21 protein-coding genes are annotated in these 21,627 nt (G+C 72.4%); 11 read left to right on the top strand and 10 right to left on the bottom strand.

Annotation, left to right across the window (positions count from 1 at the left end; all coding sequences use genetic code 11):
* The first annotated feature begins 22 nt into the window (after window positions 1-22).
* Window positions 23-604, top strand: a complete 582-nt coding sequence (locus tag J8M50_RS23325; protein WP_010355772.1) for a TetR/AcrR family transcriptional regulator — start codon at window positions 23-25, stop codon at window positions 602-604.
* 6 nt (window positions 605-610) lie between these two features.
* On the opposite strand, the gene J8M50_RS23330 is transcribed toward J8M50_RS23325, so the two are convergent.
* Window positions 611-1,237, bottom strand: coding sequence for an NAD(P)-dependent oxidoreductase (locus J8M50_RS23330; protein ID WP_010355773.1), 627 nt, complete (start codon window positions 1,235-1,237; stop codon window positions 611-613).
* A gap of 122 nt (window positions 1,238-1,359) precedes the next feature.
* Window positions 1,360-2,406, bottom strand: coding sequence for a LacI family DNA-binding transcriptional regulator (locus J8M50_RS23335; protein ID WP_010355775.1), 1,047 nt, complete (start codon window positions 2,404-2,406; stop codon window positions 1,360-1,362).
* 186 nt (window positions 2,407-2,592) lie between these two features.
* Between J8M50_RS23335 and J8M50_RS23340 the strand changes: the two genes are divergently transcribed.
* The 4 genes from J8M50_RS23340 to J8M50_RS23355 are packed head-to-tail and all read left to right on the top strand — an operon-like array spanning window position 2,593 to window position 8,680.
* Window positions 2,593-3,471 (top strand): carbohydrate ABC transporter permease, encoded by an 879-nt coding sequence (locus J8M50_RS23340; RefSeq protein ID WP_010355776.1) that lies wholly within the window; start codon window positions 2,593-2,595, stop codon window positions 3,469-3,471.
* On the top strand, window positions 3,468-4,289 hold the full coding sequence (locus J8M50_RS23345) for a carbohydrate ABC transporter permease (RefSeq protein ID WP_010355777.1): 822 nt from the start codon (window positions 3,468-3,470) through the stop codon (window positions 4,287-4,289). The genes J8M50_RS23340 and J8M50_RS23345 overlap by 4 nt, the downstream gene beginning before the upstream one ends.
* A 23-nt stretch (window positions 4,290-4,312) precedes the next feature.
* Complete coding sequence (locus J8M50_RS23350; RefSeq protein WP_010355778.1) at window positions 4,313-5,563, top strand: ABC transporter substrate-binding protein; 1,251 nt, start codon at window positions 4,313-4,315, stop codon at window positions 5,561-5,563.
* Window positions 5,564-5,602: 39 nt separating this feature from the next.
* Window positions 5,603-8,680 (top strand): family 78 glycoside hydrolase catalytic domain, encoded by a 3,078-nt coding sequence (locus tag J8M50_RS23355; RefSeq protein WP_010355780.1) that lies wholly within the window; start codon window positions 5,603-5,605, stop codon window positions 8,678-8,680.
* 16 nt (window positions 8,681-8,696) lie between these two features.
* On the opposite strand, the gene J8M50_RS23360 is transcribed toward J8M50_RS23355, so the two are convergent.
* The gene (locus J8M50_RS23360) at window positions 8,697-9,935 is read right to left on the bottom strand and encodes an RNA-guided endonuclease InsQ/TnpB family protein (RefSeq protein WP_029184139.1); all 1,239 of its coding nucleotides are present in this window, start codon (window positions 9,933-9,935) and stop codon (window positions 8,697-8,699) included.
* A 29-nt stretch (window positions 9,936-9,964) separates the two neighbouring features.
* Here J8M50_RS23360 and tnpA point away from each other — a divergent pair, with 29 nt between their 5' ends.
* Entirely contained in the window at window positions 9,965-10,393 is a 429-nt protein-coding gene (tnpA, locus tag J8M50_RS23365; protein ID WP_075661963.1) for an IS200/IS605 family transposase, read from the top strand.
* Between the two features lie 218 nt (window positions 10,394-10,611).
* Here tnpA and J8M50_RS23370 read toward each other — a convergent pair whose 3' ends face one another.
* Window positions 10,612-11,262, bottom strand: a complete 651-nt coding sequence (locus J8M50_RS23370) for a response regulator (RefSeq protein WP_010355783.1) — start codon at window positions 11,260-11,262, stop codon at window positions 10,612-10,614.
* Window positions 11,259-12,371, bottom strand: coding sequence for a sensor histidine kinase (locus tag J8M50_RS23375; protein WP_370516638.1), 1,113 nt, complete (start codon window positions 12,369-12,371; stop codon window positions 11,259-11,261). Before J8M50_RS23375 ends, J8M50_RS23370 begins: the two co-directional genes overlap by 4 nt.
* Window positions 12,372-12,480: 109 nt before the next feature.
* On the opposite strand from J8M50_RS23375, the gene J8M50_RS23380 reads away from it, so the two are divergent.
* Entirely contained in the window at window positions 12,481-13,113 is a 633-nt protein-coding gene (locus J8M50_RS23380; protein WP_010355786.1) for a class I SAM-dependent methyltransferase, read from the top strand.
* A complete protein-coding gene (locus J8M50_RS23385) occupies window positions 13,110-13,679 on the top strand; it encodes a DedA family protein (protein ID WP_010355787.1) in 570 nt (189 codons plus the stop codon). Before J8M50_RS23380 ends, J8M50_RS23385 begins: the two co-directional genes overlap by 4 nt.
* On the opposite strand, the gene J8M50_RS23390 is transcribed toward J8M50_RS23385, so the two are convergent.
* Window positions 13,585-14,502 carry an EamA family transporter gene (locus J8M50_RS23390; protein WP_010355788.1) on the bottom strand — a complete coding sequence of 306 codons (918 nt, stop codon included), beginning with the start codon at window positions 14,500-14,502 and terminating at the stop codon, window positions 13,585-13,587. The genes J8M50_RS23385 and J8M50_RS23390 overlap by 95 nt on opposite strands.
* Window positions 14,503-14,570: 68 nt before the next feature.
* Between J8M50_RS23390 and J8M50_RS23395 the strand changes: the two genes are divergently transcribed.
* The gene (locus J8M50_RS23395; RefSeq protein WP_223786251.1) at window positions 14,571-15,434 is read left to right on the top strand and encodes a LysR family transcriptional regulator; all 864 of its coding nucleotides are present in this window, start codon (window positions 14,571-14,573) and stop codon (window positions 15,432-15,434) included.
* On the opposite strand, the gene J8M50_RS23400 is transcribed toward J8M50_RS23395, so the two are convergent.
* The 4 genes from J8M50_RS23400 to J8M50_RS23415 all read right to left on the bottom strand — a co-directional run bounded on the left by J8M50_RS23400 (window position 15,424) and on the right by J8M50_RS23415 (window position 19,507).
* A complete protein-coding gene (locus J8M50_RS23400) occupies window positions 15,424-16,659 on the bottom strand; it encodes an MFS transporter (RefSeq protein ID WP_010355790.1) in 1,236 nt (411 codons plus the stop codon). The two genes, J8M50_RS23395 and J8M50_RS23400, sit on opposite strands and share 11 nt — an antisense overlap.
* The gene (locus J8M50_RS23405; RefSeq protein ID WP_010355791.1) at window positions 16,656-17,765 is read right to left on the bottom strand and encodes a PLP-dependent cysteine synthase family protein; all 1,110 of its coding nucleotides are present in this window, start codon (window positions 17,763-17,765) and stop codon (window positions 16,656-16,658) included. The genes J8M50_RS23400 and J8M50_RS23405 overlap by 4 nt, the downstream gene beginning before the upstream one ends.
* 78 nt (window positions 17,766-17,843) lie before the next feature.
* Window positions 17,844-18,242: a hypothetical protein gene (locus tag J8M50_RS23410; RefSeq protein ID WP_010355792.1), complete on the bottom strand. Its 399-nt coding sequence runs from the start codon at window positions 18,240-18,242 to the stop codon at window positions 17,844-17,846.
* Between the two features lie 11 nt (window positions 18,243-18,253).
* Window positions 18,254-19,507 carry a cytochrome P450 gene (locus tag J8M50_RS23415; RefSeq protein ID WP_010355793.1) on the bottom strand — a complete coding sequence of 418 codons (1,254 nt, stop codon included), beginning with the start codon at window positions 19,505-19,507 and terminating at the stop codon, window positions 18,254-18,256.
* 57 nt (window positions 19,508-19,564) lie between these two features.
* On the opposite strand from J8M50_RS23415, the gene J8M50_RS23420 reads away from it, so the two are divergent.
* Complete coding sequence (locus J8M50_RS23420; protein ID WP_050987289.1) at window positions 19,565-20,098, top strand: NUDIX domain-containing protein; 534 nt, start codon at window positions 19,565-19,567, stop codon at window positions 20,096-20,098.
* Entirely contained in the window at window positions 20,095-21,627 is a 1,533-nt protein-coding gene (locus tag J8M50_RS23425) for a drimenyl diphosphate synthase (protein ID WP_010355795.1), read from the top strand. The genes J8M50_RS23420 and J8M50_RS23425 overlap by 4 nt, the downstream gene beginning before the upstream one ends.

Below are 21,627 nucleotides of genomic sequence, written 5' to 3' on the forward strand. Positions count from 1 at the left end.
GCGAGCTGGGAAGGAGGGGGACGTGGACCCCAGGAGCGACGGCCCGCACCGCGCGGACGCGCAGCGCAACCGGGAGCGGATCCTGGAGGTCGCACTCGCGGAGCTGTCCCGTGAGCCGGACGTCCCGCTGAGCCGGATCGCGAGGAAGGCCGGCGTCGGACAGGGCACGTTCTACCGCAACTTCCCCAACCGCGAGGCCCTCGTCCTGGAGGTCTACCGCCACGAGGTGCACCTCCTCACCGACGCCGCGACCCACCTCCTCGCCACCCTCCCCCCGGACCAGGCGTTGCGCGAGTGGCTGGACCAGCTCGCCCGCTTCGCCGTCGCCAAGACGGGCCTGTCGGACACGATGAGCCGGATCGTCGGCTCGGCGGACGCCCAGGCCCAGCCGGGGTACGCGGTCGTGGCCGAGACGGTCGGCACGCTGCTGACGGCGAACCACGAGGCCGGCACGATCAGACCGGGCGTGACGTTCGCCGACTTCATCCTGCTCATCGCCGGGATCTGGCAGCTCGACTCCGGCGGCGACTGGCGGACCCAGGCGGCCGTGCTCCTGGACGTCGTGATGGACGGCCTGCGCACGGGGGCGCCCGTCAGTCGGTGACACCCGTCAGTCGGTGACGACGGCGTCGCGGTGGATCCACTCGGGGGAGTGGGCCGCCTTGTGCAGGAAGTCGGCGACGTCCGCGCGGCTGATCGTCGGATTGCCCTTCATCGGCAGGCGCTCGCCGGCGAGGTACGTCCCCTTGGCGGGCCCGTCGGTGAGCATCGTCGGGTAGACCAGCGTCCAGTTCAGCCCGCTGGAGCGCAGCGCCCGCTCGGCGGCGTCCTTGTCGGCGTAGATGTTGCGCAGGAGGGTGCTGTAGATGGCCTTCTGCGTGGTGCTCGCCGCCCGGTAGGTGGCGCCGACGCCGAACGACGACAGCCACACGAGCCGGGTGACCCCCGTCTCGTGGGCCGCGCCGAGCACGGCGGCGGTGGCGCGGGTGAACAGCCCGTCGGCGCGGATGGACCTGCTCCGGCCGAGGGCCGATACGACGACGTCCTGCCCGACCATGGCTTTCGCGACGTCGCTCTGAGAGGTCGCGTCGCCCGCGACCACCGTGATCCGACCGGCGAGTTCATCGAGCGCCTCCGGCCTGCGGGCCAGGGCGGTGACCTGGTCGCCGTTCTTGAGCGCGAGGTCGACGAGGTGGCGGCCGGTGGGTCCGGTGGCGCCGAGGACGAGCAGGTTCATGGCGGGGGCCTTCCGTGAGGGGGAGTCCCGGGTTCACCGCTGAGGGGACGCGACACGGGACGTAAACGGACTATTGTCCGGTACTCGGAAAACGTACCGGACTGTTGTCCGCTTATCAAGTCTCAGCGGCCCGCCGAGGGAACCCCCGTACTGCCCCGCACCACCAGCGTCGGCGACAGCTTCACCTGCGCCGGAGCCTTCCCCCGGTCCTCGATCCGCTCCAGCAGCAGCCGCGCCGCGTTGTCCCCGATCTCCCGTCCGGCCTGGTCGACGCTGGTCAGGGAGATGGGCGCGAGGGACGCGAACACCGTGTTGTCGTACCCGGCGAGCGAGATGTCGCCGGGGGCGGTGAGACCGGCCTCGGCGAGGGCCTCCAGGGCGCCCATCGCGACGATGTCCGCGCCCGCGAAGATCGCCGTGGGACGTTCAGGTCGGGCCAGCAGTTGCCGCGCCCCCTCGTACCCGCCCCGGTGTGTGTAGCTCGTCGACACCACGTCGTCCACCAGCCCCCGGTCCCGCATCGCCCGCCGATACCCGTCCGCCCGCTGCGAGTTGGGCATCTCCGCGAGCCGCGTCGGGTCGGTGTCGTGGTGCTCGATATGGGCGATGCGGCGGTGCCCGAGCCCCACGAGATGCTCGACGACGAGCCCGGCGCCCGCGACGTCGTCGTCCACGACGGTGTCGTACGCGGCGGAGTGCCCGTGCCGCCCGACGACGACCGTCGGCACGGTGGACGCGAGCTGTTCGAGGTGGGTCCGCGAGGAGGCGGGTGCGATGAGGACCAGCCCGTCCATGCCCCGGTCGACCATCGCCTCCGTGACCCGCCGCTCCGCCTCCTCGTCGTTGCAGCCGGGGCCCAGGAACACCTGGTAGTCGGTGTCCGCGAGGCGCCCGGTGATCCCGTCGAGGATCTCGGGGAAGAAGGGGTTGCGGATGTCGGGCAGCATGACCCCGATCGTGTACGTCCGCCCCCGCAGCCCCCGCGCGGCGGCGAGCGGCCGATACCCCAACTCCTCGATGGCGCGCCGGACCCGCGCCCGCATCTCGGGGCTCGCGCCGTACGCGTTGCGCAGCACCTTGGACACCGCCGTCGTCGACACCTGGGCGTGCCGTGCGACGTCGACGATCGTGACGCGGCGCGGCGGGGTGGGCGGCGTGGACGGGGTCATCCCGGGGGCCTCCGGTCGGAGTGGGAAACGTTGCCCGGAAGTGTACTGCGCAGTGTCTTGACGTCCCCCACCTCGGTCCTTAGGGTCTGGCAACACCCCTTGGGAAACGTTACCCACTCCACTACCCGCACCGAGCCGCCCCCGAGCCGAACCGCTCATTGAAACGTTCCATGGAAGAGGTGGGCCGTGACCACCCGCCCCAGAACAGCCCGCCCCAGAACCACCCCGCCCTGGTGGTTCGCCCTCCCCGCTCTGCTCCTGTTCGCCTTCGTCGTGCTGGTCCCCGGCGCCCGGGGCGTCTACTACGCCTTCACCGACTGGGACGGCCTCGACCCGAGCTTCTCCTTCGTCGGCCTCGGAAACTTCGCGGACATGCTCGACGACCCCGACGCGCTCGCCGCCGTCCGCCACACCCTCCTGATCGCCGTCTCCGTCACCGTCGTCCAGAACGGCCTGGGCCTGCTGCTCGCCCTCGGCGTCAACTCGGCGATCAAGTCCCGCAACCTCCTGCGCGTCCTGCTGTTCGCGCCGGCGGTCATCACCCCGATCGTCACCGCCTACCTGTGGCGCAACCTCCTCGGCCCCGACGGCGCGGTCAACAGCGCGCTCGGCGGGGGCCAGGACTGGCTCGGTGACCCCGACCTCGCCCTGTGGTCCGTCGTCGGCGTCGTCGTCTGGCAGTTCGCGGGCTACTCGATGGTCATCTTCCTCGCCGGACTCCAGTCCGTACCGCAGGAGATCCACGAGGCCGCACAGCTCGACGGCGCGGGCCCGGTCCGGCGGTTCTGGTCCGTCACCCGGCCGCTGCTCGCCCCCGCCCTCACCATCAACCTGATGCTCTCGGTCATCGGCGGCATCAAGCTCTTCGACCAGGTCTACGCGCTGACCGGCGGCGGACCCGGCCACGCCACCGACACCATCTCGACGCTGATCTACAAGGACGCCTTCACCCTCGGCGAGTTCGGCTACAGCATCGCCCTCGCCGTCGTCCTCACGATCGTCGTGGCGGTCGTCTCCACCGGTCAGTACGCGCTCCTGGCCCGGAACGAGAGGTCCGCGTCATGACCCGCTACCGGCCCCGCACCCTCGTCCTCGAACTCGCCATGACGGCCGCCGCGCTGTTCGTCGCGTTCCCGATCTACGTCCTCGTCAACCTGGCCGTACGCCCCGCCTCCGACACCTCCTCGCCGCTCGCCCCGACGTCCTCCCCGACGCTGGACAACTTCCGCCAGGCCTGGCAACAGGGCGCGCTCGGCGGCGCGTTGGGCAACAGCGTCCTCGTCACCGCGTGCAGCGTCGCGATCGTCCTCGCCGTCTCCTCGCTCGCCGCCTACCCGCTGGCCCGCGTCACCGCCCGCTGGTCGCGCGGCACGTATCTGCTGGTCCTCCTCGGCCTCGTCCTCCCCTTCCAGCTGGGCGCGCTGCCGCTGTACCAGACGATGCGGGACCTCGGTCTGCTGGGCACGCCGTGGGCGCTGGTCCTCTACTACGCGGGGCTCCAGGTGCCGTTCACCGTCTTCCTCTACACCGGGTTCCTGCGCGCCCTGCCCCGGGACTTCGAGGACGCCGCGCTGATCGACGGCTGCACCCCGCTCAAGGGCTTCCGGTACGTCGTCCTGCCGATGCTCAAACCCGTCACGGTCACCGCGCTGGTCCTCAACACGGTCGCGGTCTGGAACGACTTCTTCACCCCCCTGCTGTACCTCAGCGGCAGCTCCCGGCAGACCATGCCGGTCGCGATCGCCGGGTTCGTCGGCCAGTACGTCACCGACTGGAACCTCGTCTTCGCGGCCCTGGTGATCAGCGTCCTGCCGGTCCTCGCCGTGTACTTCGTCCTCCAGCGCAGCATCATCAACGGCTTCGCCGGAGGGCTGCGGGGATGAGACCTCTCCGAGGGAGAAACGCCATGAAGAAACACGCTGTGCCCGCAGCGCTCCTGATCCTGCTCACCGCGTGCAGCGGCGGCACCAACGCGGGCGGCTCGGGCGGAGGCGCGCGGACCCTGACCCTCGCCTCCGTCGACCAGGGCTCGGTCGAGGACGTCGTCGCGGCGTTCGAGAAGGCCAACCCCGGCGTCGACGTCCGCTTCACCACCAGCGGCGCCGACCAGTACCAGCAGCAGATCCGCACCCAGCTCTCCTCGGGCACCGCGCCCGACGTGATGTCGGTGTGGCCCGGCAACGGCAACCCGGCCGCGACCCACGTCCTCGCCCGGCCGGGCTACCTCCGCGACCTCTCCGACCGGCCCTGGGCGGGCAAGCTGCCGGCCCCGATCAAGAGCGTCGCCCAGGACGACGGCAAGACGTACACGGCGATCTTCGGCCAGAACGGCATCGGCGCCATCTACAACCAACAGGCCCTGGACAGAGCCGGGTTGACCCCGCCCGACACCTGGACCGGCCTCCTCGCGTTCTGTCGCGCCGCCCAGGCCAAGGGCACCCCCGCCTTCGCGCTCGGCCTCCAGGACAACTGGGTCACCCAACTCGTCCAGTACGCCCTGGTCGCCACCACCGTCTACGGCCCCGACCGCGCCTTCGACCGGAAGATGCAGGCGGGGCAGGCCACCTTCGCGACCTCGCAGTGGACCACCGCCGTCGACAAGTACCTCACGATGCGCAAGACGGGCTGCTTCCAGAAGAACCCCCTCGGCACCAGCTACGAGGCCAGCCAGCAACTTGCCGCCACCGGAAAGACGTTGGGCCTCGTCCAGGGCAACTGGGTGATCGCCCTCCTCAAGGGCAAGAACCCGCAGGGCACCTTCACCTTCACGGCGCTCCCCGCCACCGACGACCCGAAGCAGACCCTCGTCCCCGCCGCCGCAGGGGCCGGGTACGGCGTGAACGCCAAGACGAAACACGAGCAACTCGCCCTCAAGTTCGTCGACTTCGTCATGTCCCCCGAGGGCATGAACCTCTTCACTGCCAAACAGGGCAGCCTCCCCACCCTCCCCGGCACCGGCAGTAAAGCCGACCCCGCGCTCGCCGAACTCTCCACGTTCATCGGCGCCGGCCGCACCGTCCCCTTCATGGACCAGCTCTGGCCCGACGCCAAGGTCCAGCAGACGATGCTCAGCGGCCTCCAGGAGATCTTCAGCGGCCAGTCCACCCCCGCCGAGCTCCTCAAGGAGATGGACGACGACTACCGGGCAGCCCGCTGACCACCCCACCCCCCCCACCTACGACGTAAGGAAAACGGTGTGAACCATGGACCCGACCAGGGCCTCCCTCGCCGGACCGTCCTCGCCGCCACCGCAGGAGCGGTCGCCGTCGGCGCGATACCGGCGACACCCGCTGCGGCAGCCCCTCGCACCCGGGACGGCGAGGTGACCGGCCTCACCGTCGAACACCGCGTCGACCCCCTCGGCACCGACGCCACCGCCCCCCGCTTCGGCTGGCGCACCCGCTCCACCGCCCGGGGCAGAGCCCAGGGCGCCTACCAGATCCTCGTCGCGACCTCCCCCGACCGCCTCACCGCGACCCGCGCCGACGTCTGGAACAGCGGACGCGTCACCTCGGCCGACTCGGTCGCCGTCCGCTACGCGGGCCCCGCCCTGCGCCCCTCGACCCGCTACCACTGGACCGTCACCGTCTGGGACACCCAGGGCCGCACCGTCGGCACCGCCCCCGTCGCCTTCTTCGAGACCGGCCTCCTGTCCACCGACGGCGTCACCGGCTGGGACGGCGCCCAGTGGATCGGCATGAAGGGCAAGACCCCCCACAGCGCGGGCGCCCCCCTCCTGCGCACCGAGGTCCCCCTGAAAGCGAAGGTCCGCGAGGCCCGCCTGTACGTCGCCGCCCTCGGCGTCTACGACGCCTACGTCAACGGCCGCCCCCTCACCGTCCTCCAGGACGGCACCCCCACCCGTGAACTCCTGCCCCCGGGCTGGACCAACTACGACGTCCGCGCCAGCTACCTGACCTACGACGTCACCCGACTCGTCGCCGGTGAGCGGACGGTGACCCTCGCCGCCGTCCTCGGCAACGGCTGGTACAACGGCCGCATCTCCGACGGCAGCACCTACTGGTCGAAGGACGGCAACCCCCTCGCCCTCAAGGCGAAACTCCTCGTCCGCTACACCGACGGCACCACCGAGTCCGTTGTCACCGGCCCCGGTTGGAAGGCCACCGACACCGGCCCCTGGCGCGCCGACGACATCTACGACGGCGAGACCTACGACGCCCGCCAGGAACTGCCGGGCTGGACCAAGTCCGGCTACCCTGTGGGCGGTTGGGGGGACGTCGAGCAGGTCCCGTACGAAACCCGGTACCCCGGCGCCCGGTTGCTCGCCTACCCCGCCGACTCGGCGCGCCTGATGCCCCGTTGGGACCGCCGTCCCCAGTCGGTCACCGTGTACACCGGGGTGACCGGCGAGGGCAAGGGCCGTATCGTCGTCGACCCCGCCCGCACGGTCACCGACCCCGCCCGAGCCGCCACCGCGCACGTCACGATCGGCGCCGGCGAGACCGCCGTGTACGACCTCGGCCAGAACATGGTCGGCGTCGCCCGCTACACCCTGCGCGGACCGGCGGGCGCCCGCGTCGAGTTCCGGTTCGCGGAGATGCTCAACGACGACAGCGCGGGCGCCGACGGCCCCGAGGGCTCCGTCTACCGCGCCAACCTCCGCAGCGCGAAGGCCACCAGCACGTACGTCCTCAAGGGCGAGCGCAGCGGGGAGACCCATCAGGACTCGCTCACCTTCTACGGCTTCCGGTACGTGTCCGTCACCGCCTCCGACACGGTCACCCTCACCGGGCTCACCGGGAAGGTCGCCACCTCCGCGATCCGCGAGACCGGCACGATCACCACCGACGACGCCGACACCAACCAGCTGATCAGCAACGTCCGTTGGGGACAGCGTGGCAACTACCTCTGGGTCCCCACCGACTGCCCCCAGCGCGACGAACGCCTCGGCTGGACCGGCGACACCCAGGTCTTCGCCACCACCGGGCTCTACAACGCCGACGCGGGCGCCTTCCTCACCCAGTTCCAGGACACCGTCGTCGACTCCGCCGCCCTCTACGGCGAGGACAAGCTCCAGTTCACCGGCGTCGCCCCCGGCGGGCGCTACAACTTCCCCGGCGGCGGCAGCGGTTGGGCCGACTGCGGGGTCGTCCTGCCCTGGACGGTCTGGCAGATGACCGGCGACGACACGATCGTCCGCGACAACTGGCCGGCCATGGTCCGCTACCTGGACTGGATCCGGCAGCAGACCGGCGACACCTACGCCGGACAGGGCTCCCTCACCGGCGACTGGCTCGCCCCCCAGAAGACCAGCGCCCAGCTCATGAGCGACGTCTACTACGGCTACGTCGCCCACCTCATGGCCCAGATGGCCCCCGCGATCGGCCGCGCCGCCGAAGGCCGCACGTACGCCGACCTGTTCGCCCGCATCCGGCAGGCGTTCATCACCAAGTACCTTGCGGGCGAGGGCAGTTCAGTCGTCGTCAAGTCCAGTCTCGGACCGGCGTCCCCCATCGAACCCGGCGCCGACCCCAACCAGAAGACCGAGGACAACACCCAGAGCGCGCTCCTGTGGGTGCTGAAACTCGGCTTCTACGAGACCGAGGCCCAACGCCGCACCCTCGTCGGCCACTTGGCGGACAACATCCGCAACGACGCCGCGTACAAGGCCGCCCACCCCGACAGCGCCCGCGTCCGCTACGCCGAGAACACCCTCTCCGTAGGCTTCTTGGGCGTGAACGTCCTCGCCCCCGTCCTCAGCGACGAGGGCCGCTCCGACCTCGCCTACGCCCTCCTCCACCAAGACGCCCTGCCCTCCTGGCTGTTCTCGGTCCGAGGCGGCGCCACCACGGTCTGGGAGCGCTGGAACTCCTACTCCCGCACCGACGGCTTCGGCCCCGTCTCCATGAACTCCTTCAACCACTACGCGTACGGGGCGATCGTGGAGTGGATGTACGCGTACATGGCCGGCATAGCCCGCGACCCGGCGCACCCCGGCTTCCGCCGCTTCACCCTCGCCCCCCACCTCGACCCCACCGGCCGCATCACCCACGTGGCGGCCACCCACGACTCCCCGTACGGCGAGATCCACAGCGCATGGACGACGACGGGCGACACCCTCACGTACGAGGCGGCGGTCCCGCCCAACACGGAAGCCACCCTCCACCTCCCCGCACTGTCCCCCAACGCAGTCCAAGAAGGCCGCACCCCCCTCTCCGAAGCGGACGGCGCCCACTTCCTCACCCACAAGAACGGCACCTCCTCCTACCGCCTCACCTCGGGCCGCTACCGGGTGACCACCCGCCTGCGCTGACGTCAACGACCCGTCGCTAGAGCGACGGGCTTGCAGAGCGGGCGCCACTGGTTGTGGTGCTGCGCTTGCGTCCTGTCCCGCGCCCCGGTTTCGGGGGCGGGTCTGGGGCGGTTGACTGCGCCCCGCGTCGCCACAACTCTTCCGCCCGATGGCGGATGTTGCGGGAGCTGTTCCGATCCGCGTGATCAACGAATCCGCAGGACCGGCATACGAACCAGGCCTGGGAGACGCGGTTCGCCTTGTCGATGTGGCCGCATTCGGCGCAGGTGCGGGAGGTGTACGCCGGATCGACGTACACCACCGGCACGCCCGCCCGACGGGCTTTGTACGCGATGAACTGCCCCAGCTGAGCGAAGCTCCAGCTGGAGTGGGTGGCCCGTTGGGGCTTGCGAAGCCGTACCCGTTCACGGATGCCCGTCAGTTCTTCGAGGGCGATCCCGCGACCGGTGCGTTCTGCCTCGGCCACCACATGTTTCGCGATCTTGTGGTTGATGTCCCTGGCCCGCCGCGCTTCCTTGCGCCCGCGTTTCTTCAGCCGGCGCTTGGCGGACGGGGTGTTCTTCTTCCGCAGCTTGGTGCGCAGCGTGCGCTCGCGCAGCCGTCCCCGGTTCAGGGCGCGCCCGGCCATGATCTGGCCGTCCGAGGTGGTGGCGATGTTCACGATGCCCAGATCGATGCCGAGGAAGCCGTCCGGTGCGGTGTTCGGCACGGCTTCGGGGATCTCACAGGTGGCGTTCAGAAACCACATGCCGTCCCGGTACAGCAGGTCGGACTCGCCCTTGCGGTACAGGGCCAGGCGGGCCAAGTGTTCCGGGGAAGCAGTGAACGCCACGCCCTTCACCCGTCCCGACAGGGTCCAGATGGAAACGGTGCGGTCCGGGATCTGCCAGGACAGCATCCGGTCGTCATAGGGCTGCGCACCCTCCGGGCGGAAGACGACCGGCTTCTCCACCGCCCGCCGGTAGCGCTTGGACCACGGCTTGCCCAGGTTCCCGGCCCTCAGGTTCGACTTCAGGGTGGTGTAGGCGTCACAGGTCTTCTTGATGACGTGCTGGGCCGCCTGCGCGCCCAGCCCCCATCGCTGCTTGATCTCGGCGTAGGTGTGCTCACGCAGCGGGAAGTTCCGCTTCACGTCCTTGACGAACGACACTTCGGACGCCCAGGTCGCCGCCTCGTTGCAGGCACGCAAGGTGGCCTCAAGTGCCGACGCCTGCACAGGCGTCGGCAGCAGCTTCACCTGCACCACCATTTTCACCCGGCCAGGCTAGCGCCTAACATTGACCTGTGTCACCGAGATGGGAACCAAACCCCGATATACGCAGGGGACGCAGCGTCGTTCACACCCTGCACGCGCACTTGGTCTTCACCCCGAAGTACCGCTGCGGAGTCTTCACCGACGACCTCCTCGCCCGCTGCGAAGAAGTCATGCGGGACGTCTGCGCCGACTTCGACGCCGAACTCACCGAGTTCAACGGTGAGCCGGACCATGTGCACCTGCTGGTGCACTACCCGCCCAAGATCGCCCTCTCCCGGCTGGTCGGCTCACTCAAGGGCGTCTCGGCCCGCCGCCTGCGCCAGGAGTTCCCCGATCACATCCACCGTTTCCTGTCGGGCGACCACTTCTGGTCCCCCTCCTACTTCGCCGCCTCCGCCGGCGGAGCACCGCTCTCCGTGGTCGAGGAGTACATCGAGAACCAGAAACGCCCCGACTGAGACAGGGACACTCTCCGGCTCCGCCGGACAGCCCCGCAGGCGCTCCGCACCCGAACCCCGGGACACTACGACGCTCCGCGCCGCCACCACACGATGCGATTCCTCCCAGGCGTCAACGCCTGGGGTTCCTCGCAAGAGTCTCGCTGAACCGGTCCACCGGGAGGCCGTGTCCGGCGCTCACGGCTTCCCGGCGGACCCCGACCGCGTCGAACCGTCCGTCAACCGCTCAGTCCCGCATCCCGCGCCACCAACGCCGCCTGCACCCGGTTCGTCACCTCCAGCCCCGTGAGAATCCGGCTGACGTGCGCCTTCACCGTGCTCTCCCGCATGTTCAGCCGCCCGGCGATGTCCGCGTTGGTCTCCCCCTCGGCCAGCAGCGCGAGTACATCGCGCTCGCGGGGTGTGAGGCGTTCGACCAGGGAGCGGGCGGCGGACGTGCGGGGGCCGCTGCTCGCGTGGTAGCGGTCGATCAACTTCCGCGCCGCCGCAGGGTGCAGCATCGCCGAGCCCGCCGCGACGAGGTGCACCGCCCGCAGGATCTCCGCCGGGTCCGTGTCCTTGAGGAGGAACCCGTCCGCGCCGGCGGCGAGCGCGTCGTAGACGTACTCGTCGAGGTCGAAGGTGGTCAGGATGATGACCTTCGGGGCGTGGGGGAGCGCGCGCAGGCGGGTCGTGGCGGTGATGCCGTCCATGCGCGGCATGCGTACGTCGACGAGGGCGACGTCGATGGTGTGGGCCGTGGCCAGGGAGATCGCCTGGAGGCCGTCGGCCGCCTGGGCGGTGACCGTGATGCCGGGGTCGCCGGTCAGGAGGTCGGTGAGACCGAGGCGGACCAGGGCGTCGTCGTCGACGATCATGGCGCGGATCATGGCTGTCCCGGGGTGGCGGAGGGGTGGGGGAGACGCGCGGCGAGCCGCCAGACGCCCGCGCCCGCGGGCCCGGCGCTGAACTCGCCGCCGAGCGCGCCGACCCGCTCACGCAGGCCGACCAGCCCGTAGCCGGAACCGTCCGCGTCCGTACGGGAGGTGCCGGATGGGTTGGTGACCTCGACGAGCGTGTCCGGCGGGTCGTAGGAGACGCGTACGGTGACGGGCGCCCCGTCGGCGTGCTTGCGGGCGTTGGTCAGCGCCTCCTGCACGAGCCGGTACGCGGCCAGCCGGTGCGTGGTCGGCGCCAGCGAGGGCGTCCCGTCGGAGACGAGCACGACCTGCTGCCCGGCGCCCCGCGCCTCCTCGACCAGCTCCCGTACGTCCCGCACCGGGGGCCGCAGCGCGTGCGACTCGGTGTCGCGCAGCGCGCCCAGCACCTCGCGCAGATCGGTGAGCGCCTCCACGGAGGTCTCCCGCAGCAGCGCGAGACGTTCGGTCACCGGCGCGGGCAGGTCGCCCTTCGTGGTGAGGACCCCGGTGTGCAGGGCGATGAGGCTGAGCCGGTGGGCGAGGACGTCGTGCATCTCGGCGGCGATCCGGGACCGTTCGGCCGCGCGGGCGGCGTCCTCGCGGAGCCGCGCCGCGACCCGCAGATGCCCGAGGTCGGCGGTGAGGGCGTCGAGGAGCCGCCGCCGGTTGCCGAGCCACAGCCCGCCGACGACGGCGAGGCCGGGCAGCAGCACCACGGAGGCGTACGTCGCGCTCGTCCACAGCGCGGTCTCCCGGTAACTGAGCAGGTTCCCGGCGAGCGCCACCGCCACGCACCCCAGCGCCGCCCGCCACCGCAGATCCACGGCCACCCCGAACACGGCGACCACCAGCAGCGGCATCAGCGGCAGCCCCCACCACGCCGTGGCCAGCGAGACGACGACCGGCGCGACGGGCCACCGCAGCCGGGGCACGAGCAGCACCGCTCCGCACACCAGCCCGGCCACGGTCACCGGGATCACGAACGCCCGGTCCGTGCCGATCGGCGACGTCACCGCGCACCCGATCACCAGGACGACCCGCCCGACGGTGGTCCACCTGCGGCTCCCTGTCCCGCTCACGCCGCCCATCCTAGGCGCGCCCGCCCCACCGCACCCCCTACGAAAGTCGGGGGTGAGCGTCGCACAACGACCGATTCGAAGACCGCCGCCGATTCCTAGCGTCGATTCCATGAACGACCACGACCGCTGGGCCTTCCTCCGTGAAGCGGCCCGCGACCTGCGCACCACCGGAGCGATCGCCCCCAGCGGCAAGGCCCTCGCCCGCGCCCTGACCGAACCGGTCCGCGCCCAGGCGCCGAGCCCCCTCGCGGTCCTGGAGGTCGGCGCGGGCACCGGAGCGGTGACCCGGGTCCTGCTCCCCGACCTCCCGCGCGGCAGCACCCTGGACATCGTCGAGGCCAACCCCCGCTTCGCCGCCCGCCTCCGCGACCTCGCCTCCCGGGCGACCGTCCACGAGCAGCGCGTCGAGGACCTGGCCACCGACGCCCGCTACGACGTCATCGTCTCCGGCCTCCCCCTGACCAACTTCGCCCCGGGGGACGTCGAGAAGATCATGGCCCGCCTCCTCGAACTCCTGCACCCCGGCGGCACGTTGACGTACTTCGCCTACCTGGGCACCCGCAGGGTCCGCACCCTCACGGCCTCCCGCGCGGAGGCCCGCCGCCACGCGGAGGTGGACGAGGTGATGGCGGCCTACCAGCGCCGGTACGCGGTGGGCCGCTGGACGGTATGGGCGAACCTGCCCCCGGCGTACGCGTGGCACCTCAGGAGCCCGCTGGGCACGGACGGGACGCTGCGGTGAACCTCGACCTCGCCCCCTCCCTGGCCTACCCCCTGCTCGCCCTGGCCGTCCTCGCCGAATCGGTCCTGGTGATCGGCGCGTTCGTCCCCACCCTCACCCTGATGCTGACGGCCGGTGCCCTGTCCCGCACCGGCCACCTCAGCCTCCCCGTCGTCATCGCCGTCGCGGCCGGCGCGGTCGTCACCGGCGACTTCCTCGCCCACCGCACGGGCCGTTTCCTCGGCCCCCGGATGAGCAACGTCCCGCAGACCGCCCGCCGCCGCGCCGAGTCCCTGATGACCCGCTTCGGCGGCAGGGCCGTACTCCTGTGCCGGTTCCTCCCGGTGCTCCGTACGATCACCCCGTACCTCGCGGGCGCGACCGGCCTCCCGTACCGCCGGATCGCTCCGTACAGCGCGGTCGCCGCGTGCGTGTGGGCGGGTGCCGAGGCCGGGGTCGGCTACGCGGCTGCGGAGTCCCTCGTACGGCTGCTCACCCTCGGCGGGCCCGCGCTGGCCCTCGTGGTGCTGACCGTGCTGGGCGTGACGCTGGTGTGGCGGCGGCGCCGGACCGCGTCATCATGCTGACGGCGTTGGCGCCCACGACGGCGCCGATGGCCGCCCACTCCGGCCACCCGAGCCGCTGCCCGAGCCCCACCCGGCCCACGACGGCCGCGAGCAGCGGATTGACGCTCATGAACAGGCCGAACGCCTGCGCGGGCACCCGCCGCAGGGTGATCAGGTCGGCGAGATAGGGCACGGCGGAGGACAGCACCCCGGCGGCGACCGCGCACCCCAGCGCGCTCACCGTCGGCGGCTGCCGCAGCGCGACGACCACCCCGACCGGCAGGAACAGCACGGCGGAGACCAATGCGGCGGCGGCCGACCCCCGGGCGCCGGGGACCCGTTCCCCGACGGCCCGGTTGAGCAGGATGTACGAGGCCCAGCAGCACGCGGCGAGCACCCCGAGCCCGATGCCGAGGTAGTCCGTCGACGGCCGGGGCCGCATCAGCGTCACCGCCCCCGCCGCCGCGACGACCGCGCACCCCGCGTCGATCCGCCGCCGCGCCCCCGCGAGGGCGATGGCGAGGGGGCCGAGGAACTCCAGCGTCACCGCGAGCCCGAGGCCGACGCGGTCGATGGCGGTGTAGAGGGAGAGGTTCATCGTCCCGAACACCACGGCGAGCGCGAGAACGGGCCGCCACTGGAACCAGGTCAGACTCCGCAGCCCCGGCCGCGCGACGGCACCGAGGACGGCCGCCGCGACGTACTGCCGGACCGCGACGACCCCCACCGGGCCGATGACGGGAAACGCGAGGGACCCGATCGCGGCACCGGTCTGATTCGACAGACCGCTCCCGACCATCGTGGCGACCCCGGCGACGAAGGACCGATCCTTGGTGACGGACATGACACAAGCCTCGTTGGCCTGCCCGGATACGCACAATGCGTCCACCGCGAGATCTATACGCTGCACGCATGGATGTGGAGCTACGGCACCTGCGCTGCCTCGTCGCCATCGTCGACGAGGGCACCTTCACCGACGCCGCGATCACCCTAGGCGTCTCCCAGGCAGCGGTCTCCCGAGCCCTCGCCTCCCTCGAACGGGCGCTGGGCGTACGGCTGTTGAGGCGTACGTCGCGCGAGGTCACCCCGACGGCAGCGGGCACCCGCGCCCTCGCGCACGCCCGCCGCGTCCTCGCCGAGGTCGACGCCCTGGTCCACGAGGCGGCCTCCGGCCACGCCGGCCTGCGTATCGGCTACGCCTGGTCGGCGCTCGGCAGGTGCACACCGCTCTTCCAGCGCCGCTGGGCCGAGACCCACCCGGCCACGGACCTGCACCTGATCCGCCACAACTCCGCGACCGGCGGCCTCGCCGAGGGCACCTGCGAACTGGCCGTCGTACGCCGCCCGTTGACGGACCGCCGCCTCGACTCGGTGATCGTCGGCCTGGAGCGCCGCGTTGCCGCCGTACCCGCCGACGACCCCCTCGCCTCGTACGACGCCGTACGCCTCGCGGACCTCGCCGCAGCCGGACACACGCTGGTGGTGGACCGCAGGACCGGGACGACGACCCCGGACCTGTGGCCGCCCGGCGCGCGCCCGGCGGTGGAGGAGACGCACGACGTCGACGACTGGCTGACCGCGATCGCCGGGGGCCGCAGCATCGGCATGACCGCCGAGTCCACGGCCCACCAGTACCCGAGACCCGGCGTCGCGTACCCCCCGGTACGCGACGCCGAGCCGATCGCCGTACGCCTCGCCTGGTGGCGGGACGACCCGCATCCCGCCACCCAGCAGGTGGTGGAGCTGCTGACGGCGCTCTACCGCGTCACACCGTGACCGGTTTCAGCAGCCGCCCGCCCCGGGCCAGCGCGGCGACCGAGGCCGCGCACGCCAGACCCGTCACGGTGAGCGTCACCCACGTCAGCCACAGGGCGTCGTGCCGCCGGGCGAAGTCCCACAGCGCCCCCGTGACGAGGTTGCCGAGGGTGATGCCCAGCCCGGAGACGGTGTTGTACAGCCCGTAGTGCGTGGCCACGAGCCGCTCCCCGGAGAGCGCGACGACCGTGTCCATCTCGAAGGGGTAGACGACCGCCGACCCCACCGCGAGCAGCACCACGGCCAGCACCAGCCCGACGAGCACGGCGTACGACGACCCGCGCGGGAGCAGCGCCAGCGGCAGGAACGCCACCCCCATCGCCGCGAGCCCCCGCACGAGCGCCTCGTCGGGACGCCACCGCCCCTTCGCCCAGCCGGTGAGCCGCAGTTGGCCCACCACGGCGACGGCGGCGGACACCACGAACAGCCCGCTGGTGACCGCCGTCCCCCGCTCCCCGAGCGCGTCCTCGGCGGCGAGCGGCAACGCCAGATACACCTGGAACGTCAGCACGTACGAGCCGATCATCGCGGCGGAGAACAGCAGGAACGGCCGGTTGGCGACGACCGTCCGCCACTGCGCGAGCACACTTTCGCCGCTCTGGGAAGCGACCCCGCGACGGACGGGCAGCGCCCGCCACTGGAGCAGGCTCAACCCCGCGAAAATAGCCGCCGCGAGAGCACACACCAGCTTGAAGTCGGCGGCCAGCAGCGCGAGTCCGACCAGCGGACCGAGCAACATCCCCGCCTGGTAGTACACGTTGAACGTCGCGAACGCGTCCACGCGCCGCTCACCCGACTCGGCGGCGAGATACGCGCGCACCGCCGGGTTGAACAGTGCCCCCGCGAACCCGGTCGCGGCCGACGCGGCGATCAGCGCGGGCAGGCTGTCCACCCAGCCGAGCAGCCCGAACCCGACGGTCCGCAGCAGACACCCCGCCATGATCGGCGCCTTGTACCCGAACCGGTCGGCGATCGTCCCGCCGATCAGGAACATCCCCTGCTGCGAGAAGTTCCGCACCCCGAGGACCAGCCCGACGGCCCAGGCGGCGAGCCCGAGCCCGTCCGAGAGATGCGCGGCGAGGTAGGGCATGAGCATGTAGAACGCGAGATTGATCGCGAACTGGTTGACCATCAACAGCCGGACGGCCGGCGGGAAGGAGCGGGTCTGCCGCCACAGACCCCTCACCGGGTCGCCCCGGTCACCGCGAGGGGGTCGACGACGTGCGTGCAGCGGGTCCAGCGGGTGACCGTCCGCTCGTGGCTCGCGGCGATCTCGTCCGGGTCGTCGGCGGGCAAACGCCCGATCAGGTCGTGGCTCCGGCAGTACTCGTCGTCGAACACCGTCCCGACGTACCGCTGCGGCCCGTCCGGGAAGACGGCGGCGATCCGGTTCTCGGCGGGCAGCGTCCGCGCCAGCCAGCGCGCGACCAGCGCGACCGCGCCGACGCTCCAGCCGCCGGTGGCGTAGTGGCTGCGGGCGAGGTGGCGGGCCGCCCACACCGACTCGGGGGCGGCGACCCAGTGGACCTCGTCGAACAGGTCGTACGCCACGTTGCGCGGGTAGATGCTGGAGCCGAGCCCCCGCATCAGCCGCGTCCCGGCGGGCTGCCCGAAGATCGTCGAACCGGTCGTGTCGACGCCGACGACCTTCAGGCGCGGGAACCAGCCGCGCAGCACGGACGCGATCCCGGCGGAGTGCCCGCCGGTGCCGACGGAGACGACCAGCGTGTCGATCCGGCCGAGCTGGGCGACGAGTTCGGTGGCGAGCGGGGCGTACGCGGCCACGTTGTCGGGGTTGTTGTACTGGTCGGGGCACCAGGCTTCCGGGTCCCGCGCGAGGTGCTCCTCGACCCGGCGCCGCCGCGCCTCCTGCCAGCCGCCCTCCGGGTGCGGGGTGGTGACGAGGTCGACCTCGGCGCCGTACGCCGTGAGGAGCCCGGTCATGAGGGGTTCCATGCCGGGGTCGGTGACGACGGTGACGGGGTGGCCGTACGTCGCGCCGGCCAGGACCAGGCCGAGGCCGAGGGTGCCTGACGTCGACTCGACGATGCGGGCGCCGGGCCGCAGCTGGCCGCGTTCGCGGGCCGCGCGGACCATGTACAGGGCGGTGCGGTCCTTGATGCCGCCGGGGTTGTGGCCCTCCAGCTTGGCCCAGAAGCCGCGTCCGGCGGCCGTGAAGGGCTCGCCGATCCACAGGACGGGCGTGTCGCCGACCAGTCCGGCGGGCGTGTTGAGGGGGTGCTTGGCGTCGGCCAGCAACTGGGACACCGGAGCGTGGGGGGTATGTGTCATGGCGTGCTTCTCCTGCGGCCGGGCACTGCCGGCCGTGGGTCGGGGGAAGAGACGGATCGTGATCGGACGCCGGTCCGATCAGGTCCGCCACACGCCGAGCCGGGCCCGGTCGTTGCCGGGCGGGAGGGGCGGGGGAGGCGCGCCGGAGAGGTGCGGGAGGGGGGTCGCCACCGGGTGGAGGACGGCGGGTACGGCCGTGACCGGGGCGAGCGGGCCGGTCGGGTGGTCGCGGGTCGGCTGGACGGTCGGTTCGTCCGCGTCCACGCAGTGCGAGGAGCCGTGGGGTCCGTGGCCGGTGCGGTGGGGATCGCACGCGACGGACGACGCGACGGTGAGGGTGTCCGTGCGTAACGGCTCGGCCGCCGTGGGGCCGTGGGCGCAGCACAGGACGTGCAGGAGCGTGATCAGCGCAAGCGCCAGCACCGCTCCGGCCCGTAAGGCGGAGCGGGTGTCCCGGCTGATCGATGCGGCCCGCATGGACACGAACCTTAACCGTCAGTGCGCGTAAAGATCCTGTCAGTATCGGCCGAGCGGATCACCGCCGTGAGGGGACCGCGCGGACGGAGGGTGGCCGCGAAGACGGCGCCGGAGACAGGAACCCCGAAGTCAGGGACGTGATGGGGGAGGAGCGCCGCCAGCAGCGTCTCCATCTCCAGCAGCGCGAACTGCCGGCCCAGACAGACCCGGGGGCCCAGCCCGAACGGGAGGTGCGTGTCGTGCGCGGGCCGCTCGCCGCCCGTGAAACGCGTCGGGTCGAAGGCGTCCGGATCGGGGACGCGGTCCGCGTCGCGCTGGGTGAGGTACGGGCAGGCCAGGACGCGGGTGCCGGGCTCGACGGCGTACGCACCGAGCGGGCCGCCCGTCTCCGCGTGCCGGGGGAGGAGCCACACCGGCGGGTACAGGCGCAGCGTCTCCGAGATCAGCGCCTGGAGGGCACGGTGGCGCTGCGGGGTGCCCGGCGCGCCGCCGGCCAGCGCCCAGGCGCGCCACTGCGGGTGGGCGTCCAGGAGGAGGTGCAGCCAGGTCAGGGCGGTCGCCGTGGTCTCGTACCCGGCGACGACCAGGGTGACCAGTTCGTCGCGGACCAGGTCCTCGGGGTAGGGGCCGGACGCGTCGGCGAGGGCGGGGTCGAGGAGGTCGTGCAGGATGCCCCGGGCGGCGCCGGGGGTCTCGCGGGCCGCCGCGATGACCTCGCGGGCGACCTCCTCGATACCGGCGAGTTGCTGGGCGAGTTGGGCGTCCGTGTCCGGGTCGGTGCCCATGGTCGGGAGGGCGGCGACCACGTCGTCGATCGTGGCCAGTCTGCGGGAGGTCGCCTCGTCGAGTTCCCGGCCGGTCAGGACGCGCCAGATCGCGTCCAGGGCGAAGAACCGCATGTCCTCGCCGACGTCCGTGGTCGCGTCGTCCCGGGCCGCCAGGTCCGCCCACCTGGCGGCCGTCCGCCGGGCCGCAGCCCGGATGTGCGGGGCGCACGCGCGCAGCCCCACGCCGGTGAAGTAGCCCTGGAGGCGGCGGCGTTGGCGCTTCCACGGCTCGCCCGAGGCGGAGATCAGGCCGTCGCCGAGCAGGGCGCGCGCCCGGTGCGAGCGCTTGGTGAACCGCGCCGACCCGTCCACGAGCAGCGCGCGGACCTGCTCGGCGCCGGTGACCAGCACGACCTGCTGCCCGTCGAGTTCGAGGCCGGTCACCGGCCCGGCGCGCTGCGCGGAGCGGAGGAGGTCGATGAGAGTGCTGTCGGACACGGGACGCTCCGGGGGCCGCCTTTGACATTACTCAACGCATCCTATTCGATACGCCGAGTGACAAATCCTGTTGCCCGTGAGCTAGTTGACCTGGTCGACGGCGCGGACCGCCCCCTCGCCACCGGGACGCGCGGACACCTCGCGCCCGACGGCCTGCTGCACCGGATCGCGGCCACCGTCGTGGACGACGGCCACGGCCGCGTCCTCGTCTACCGGCGCCCCGCCACGGCCCGGATCCTGCCCGGCCACCACGACGTCCTCGTGGGCGGCTCGGTGCGCGCCGGGGAGAGCTACCTCGCCGCCGCCGTACGGGAGCTGGCCGAGGAGTTCGCGGTCACCGCCGACCCGTACGAGGTGTGGCGTGAACGGCACGACTCGCCCGACGGGCCCTGCTGGCTCGCCGTCCACCACGGGCGCCTGCCCGCCGACGCTCAACTCGCCGCCCTGGAGGGGGAGATCGCCTGGCACGCGCTGATACCGCTCACCGACCTGCTCACCCGGCCCCCGCAGCCCTTCAACCCCACGGGGCTCGCGGCGCTGGAACGTATCGCCGGGCTCGTGACAGCCGGCCCCGACCGAAGGAACACATGATCACCGCCGGCATCCCGGCCGCCCTCTCCCCCCTGCCCGCGACCACGCGGCAGCGCCGCTGCCGTGACCGCCTCGCCCTGCGGGTCGGGAACCTCTTCGGCGCCGACGGATTACTCCCCGCCCCCGTCGAGAGCCGCGTCCTGGAATCCGCCCTCCTGCTGGCCCTCGTCGCGGACCTCCTCCCCGGCCACCCCGCCCACGACCGCCTCGCCCGCTACCTCAAGCACACTCTGGACACCGCCCCGCCCGACCCCCTCCAGACCGCCGTCGCCCGCGCCGCCCTGGACGACGGCGTCACGGCGGCCCACGCGGCGGACGCCGAACTGGACCGCTTCGCCCACTTCACGGCCGGCCGCAAACGCCTCATGTTCCACACTCTGCTCGCCGCCCTCGGCGCCGCCCCCTACCCTCGGATTCCCTGGGAGGCGTACGCGGCCCCCGGTGAACAGTCCTGGCTGGTCCGCCAGATGACCGCCCTCAAGGCGATCGCCGCCCACGGCCGGAAACGCCCCGACCAGGTCGGCGACACCGAGTGGGCCACCCTCGAAGAGACCGTCCACGGCGGACGGATCTGGGAGGGCAACCACCTCGCCCGCCTCCTCGCGCTCCTCGCCCTGCGCCACCACCCCACCCGGCGCGCGGCAGCCGTACGCGGCACCGAAGACACCCTGCGCCACCTGCGCCCCGACGGCGGACTGCCCTTCATCACCGGCATGGACGTCTTCACCACCGCCCTCGCCGGACTCGCCCTCATCGCCGCCGGACAGGCCCGCCACCCCGCGCTCCCCGGCGCCGCCGACGCGCTCGCCGCCCTCCAGCACGACGACGGCGGCTTCGGCTTCACCCGGGGCGTACGGCAGAGCGACACCGACGACACCGCGTACTGCCTGGAGTTCCTCCGCGCCACCGCCCCCACCCGGCACGCGCGCACCGTCCGCCGGGCCGAGGACTTCCTCCTCGCCCAGCGCAACGACGACGGCGGGTTCCCCACCTTCGCCCACGGCGTCGCCTCCGAGCGGGCCATGACCGCCGCCGCCGTCAACGCCCTGGCCCCCAGCCCCCGTTGCCGCCACGCCGTCACCGGCGCCCTGCACCACCTCGCCCACCCCGACCGGCTCACCCTGCCGCCCGAGAGCAGCTGGAGCCGCAACACCACCAACGCGGCCTTCCGGACCGTCCTCGCCTGCCGCGCGGCAGACCCCGGCACCGGGGCGGGAGCCGACGCGCTGCGCCGCTCGACGCTCGGCCACCTCACCGCCGGACAGCGTGCCGACGGCGGGTTCGGGCACCGCGAGGCGGACCCGAGCGACCCCATCAGCACCGCCTACGCGGCGATCGCGCTGGCCCACCTGCCGAATCGTTCAGCTGCCCTGGGCCGGGCCGTCGACTTCCTCGTGGCCCGCCAGCGCCCCGACGGCGGCTTCACCTCCGTACCCGACCAGGCCGGGCCCCGGCCCCTGCTGTACGACACCCCGGCGCTCGCCGACGTGTGCGTGCTGCTCGGCCTCGGCCACGCCCTCGAACGGTGA

Origin of the sequence: Streptomyces acidiscabies, assembly GCF_020010905.1 — a bacterium.
GTDB lineage: Bacteria > Actinomycetota > Actinomycetes > Streptomycetales > Streptomycetaceae > Streptomyces > Streptomyces acidiscabies.

What these genes read in the sequence shown, in the direction of transcription:
- J8M50_RS23335 (WP_010355775.1), bottom strand. Translation starts at nt 2,406, where the DNA reads ATGACCCCGTCCACGCCGCCCACCCCGCCGCGCCGCGTCACGATCGTC.
- J8M50_RS23425 (WP_010355795.1), top strand. Translation starts at nt 20,095, where the DNA reads ATGATCACCGCCGGCATCCCGGCCGCCCTCTCCCCCCTGCCCGCGACC.
- J8M50_RS23405 (WP_010355791.1), bottom strand. Translation starts at nt 17,765, where the DNA reads ATGACACATACCCCCCACGCTCCGGTGTCCCAGTTGCTGGCCGACGCC.
- J8M50_RS23370 (WP_010355783.1), bottom strand. Translation starts at nt 11,262, where the DNA reads ATGATCCGCGCCATGATCGTCGACGACGACGCCCTGGTCCGCCTCGGT.
- J8M50_RS23350 (WP_010355778.1), top strand. Translation starts at nt 4,313, where the DNA reads ATGAAGAAACACGCTGTGCCCGCAGCGCTCCTGATCCTGCTCACCGCG.
- J8M50_RS23330 (WP_010355773.1), bottom strand. Translation starts at nt 1,237, where the DNA reads ATGAACCTGCTCGTCCTCGGCGCCACCGGACCCACCGGCCGCCACCTC.
- J8M50_RS23410 (WP_010355792.1), bottom strand. Translation starts at nt 18,242, where the DNA reads ATGCGGGCCGCATCGATCAGCCGGGACACCCGCTCCGCCTTACGGGCC.
- J8M50_RS23395 (WP_223786251.1), top strand. Translation starts at nt 14,571, where the DNA reads ATGGATGTGGAGCTACGGCACCTGCGCTGCCTCGTCGCCATCGTCGAC.
- J8M50_RS23390 (WP_010355788.1), bottom strand. Translation starts at nt 14,502, where the DNA reads ATGTCCGTCACCAAGGATCGGTCCTTCGTCGCCGGGGTCGCCACGATG.
- J8M50_RS23345 (WP_010355777.1), top strand. Translation starts at nt 3,468, where the DNA reads ATGACCCGCTACCGGCCCCGCACCCTCGTCCTCGAACTCGCCATGACG.
- J8M50_RS23380 (WP_010355786.1), top strand. Translation starts at nt 12,481, where the DNA reads ATGAACGACCACGACCGCTGGGCCTTCCTCCGTGAAGCGGCCCGCGAC.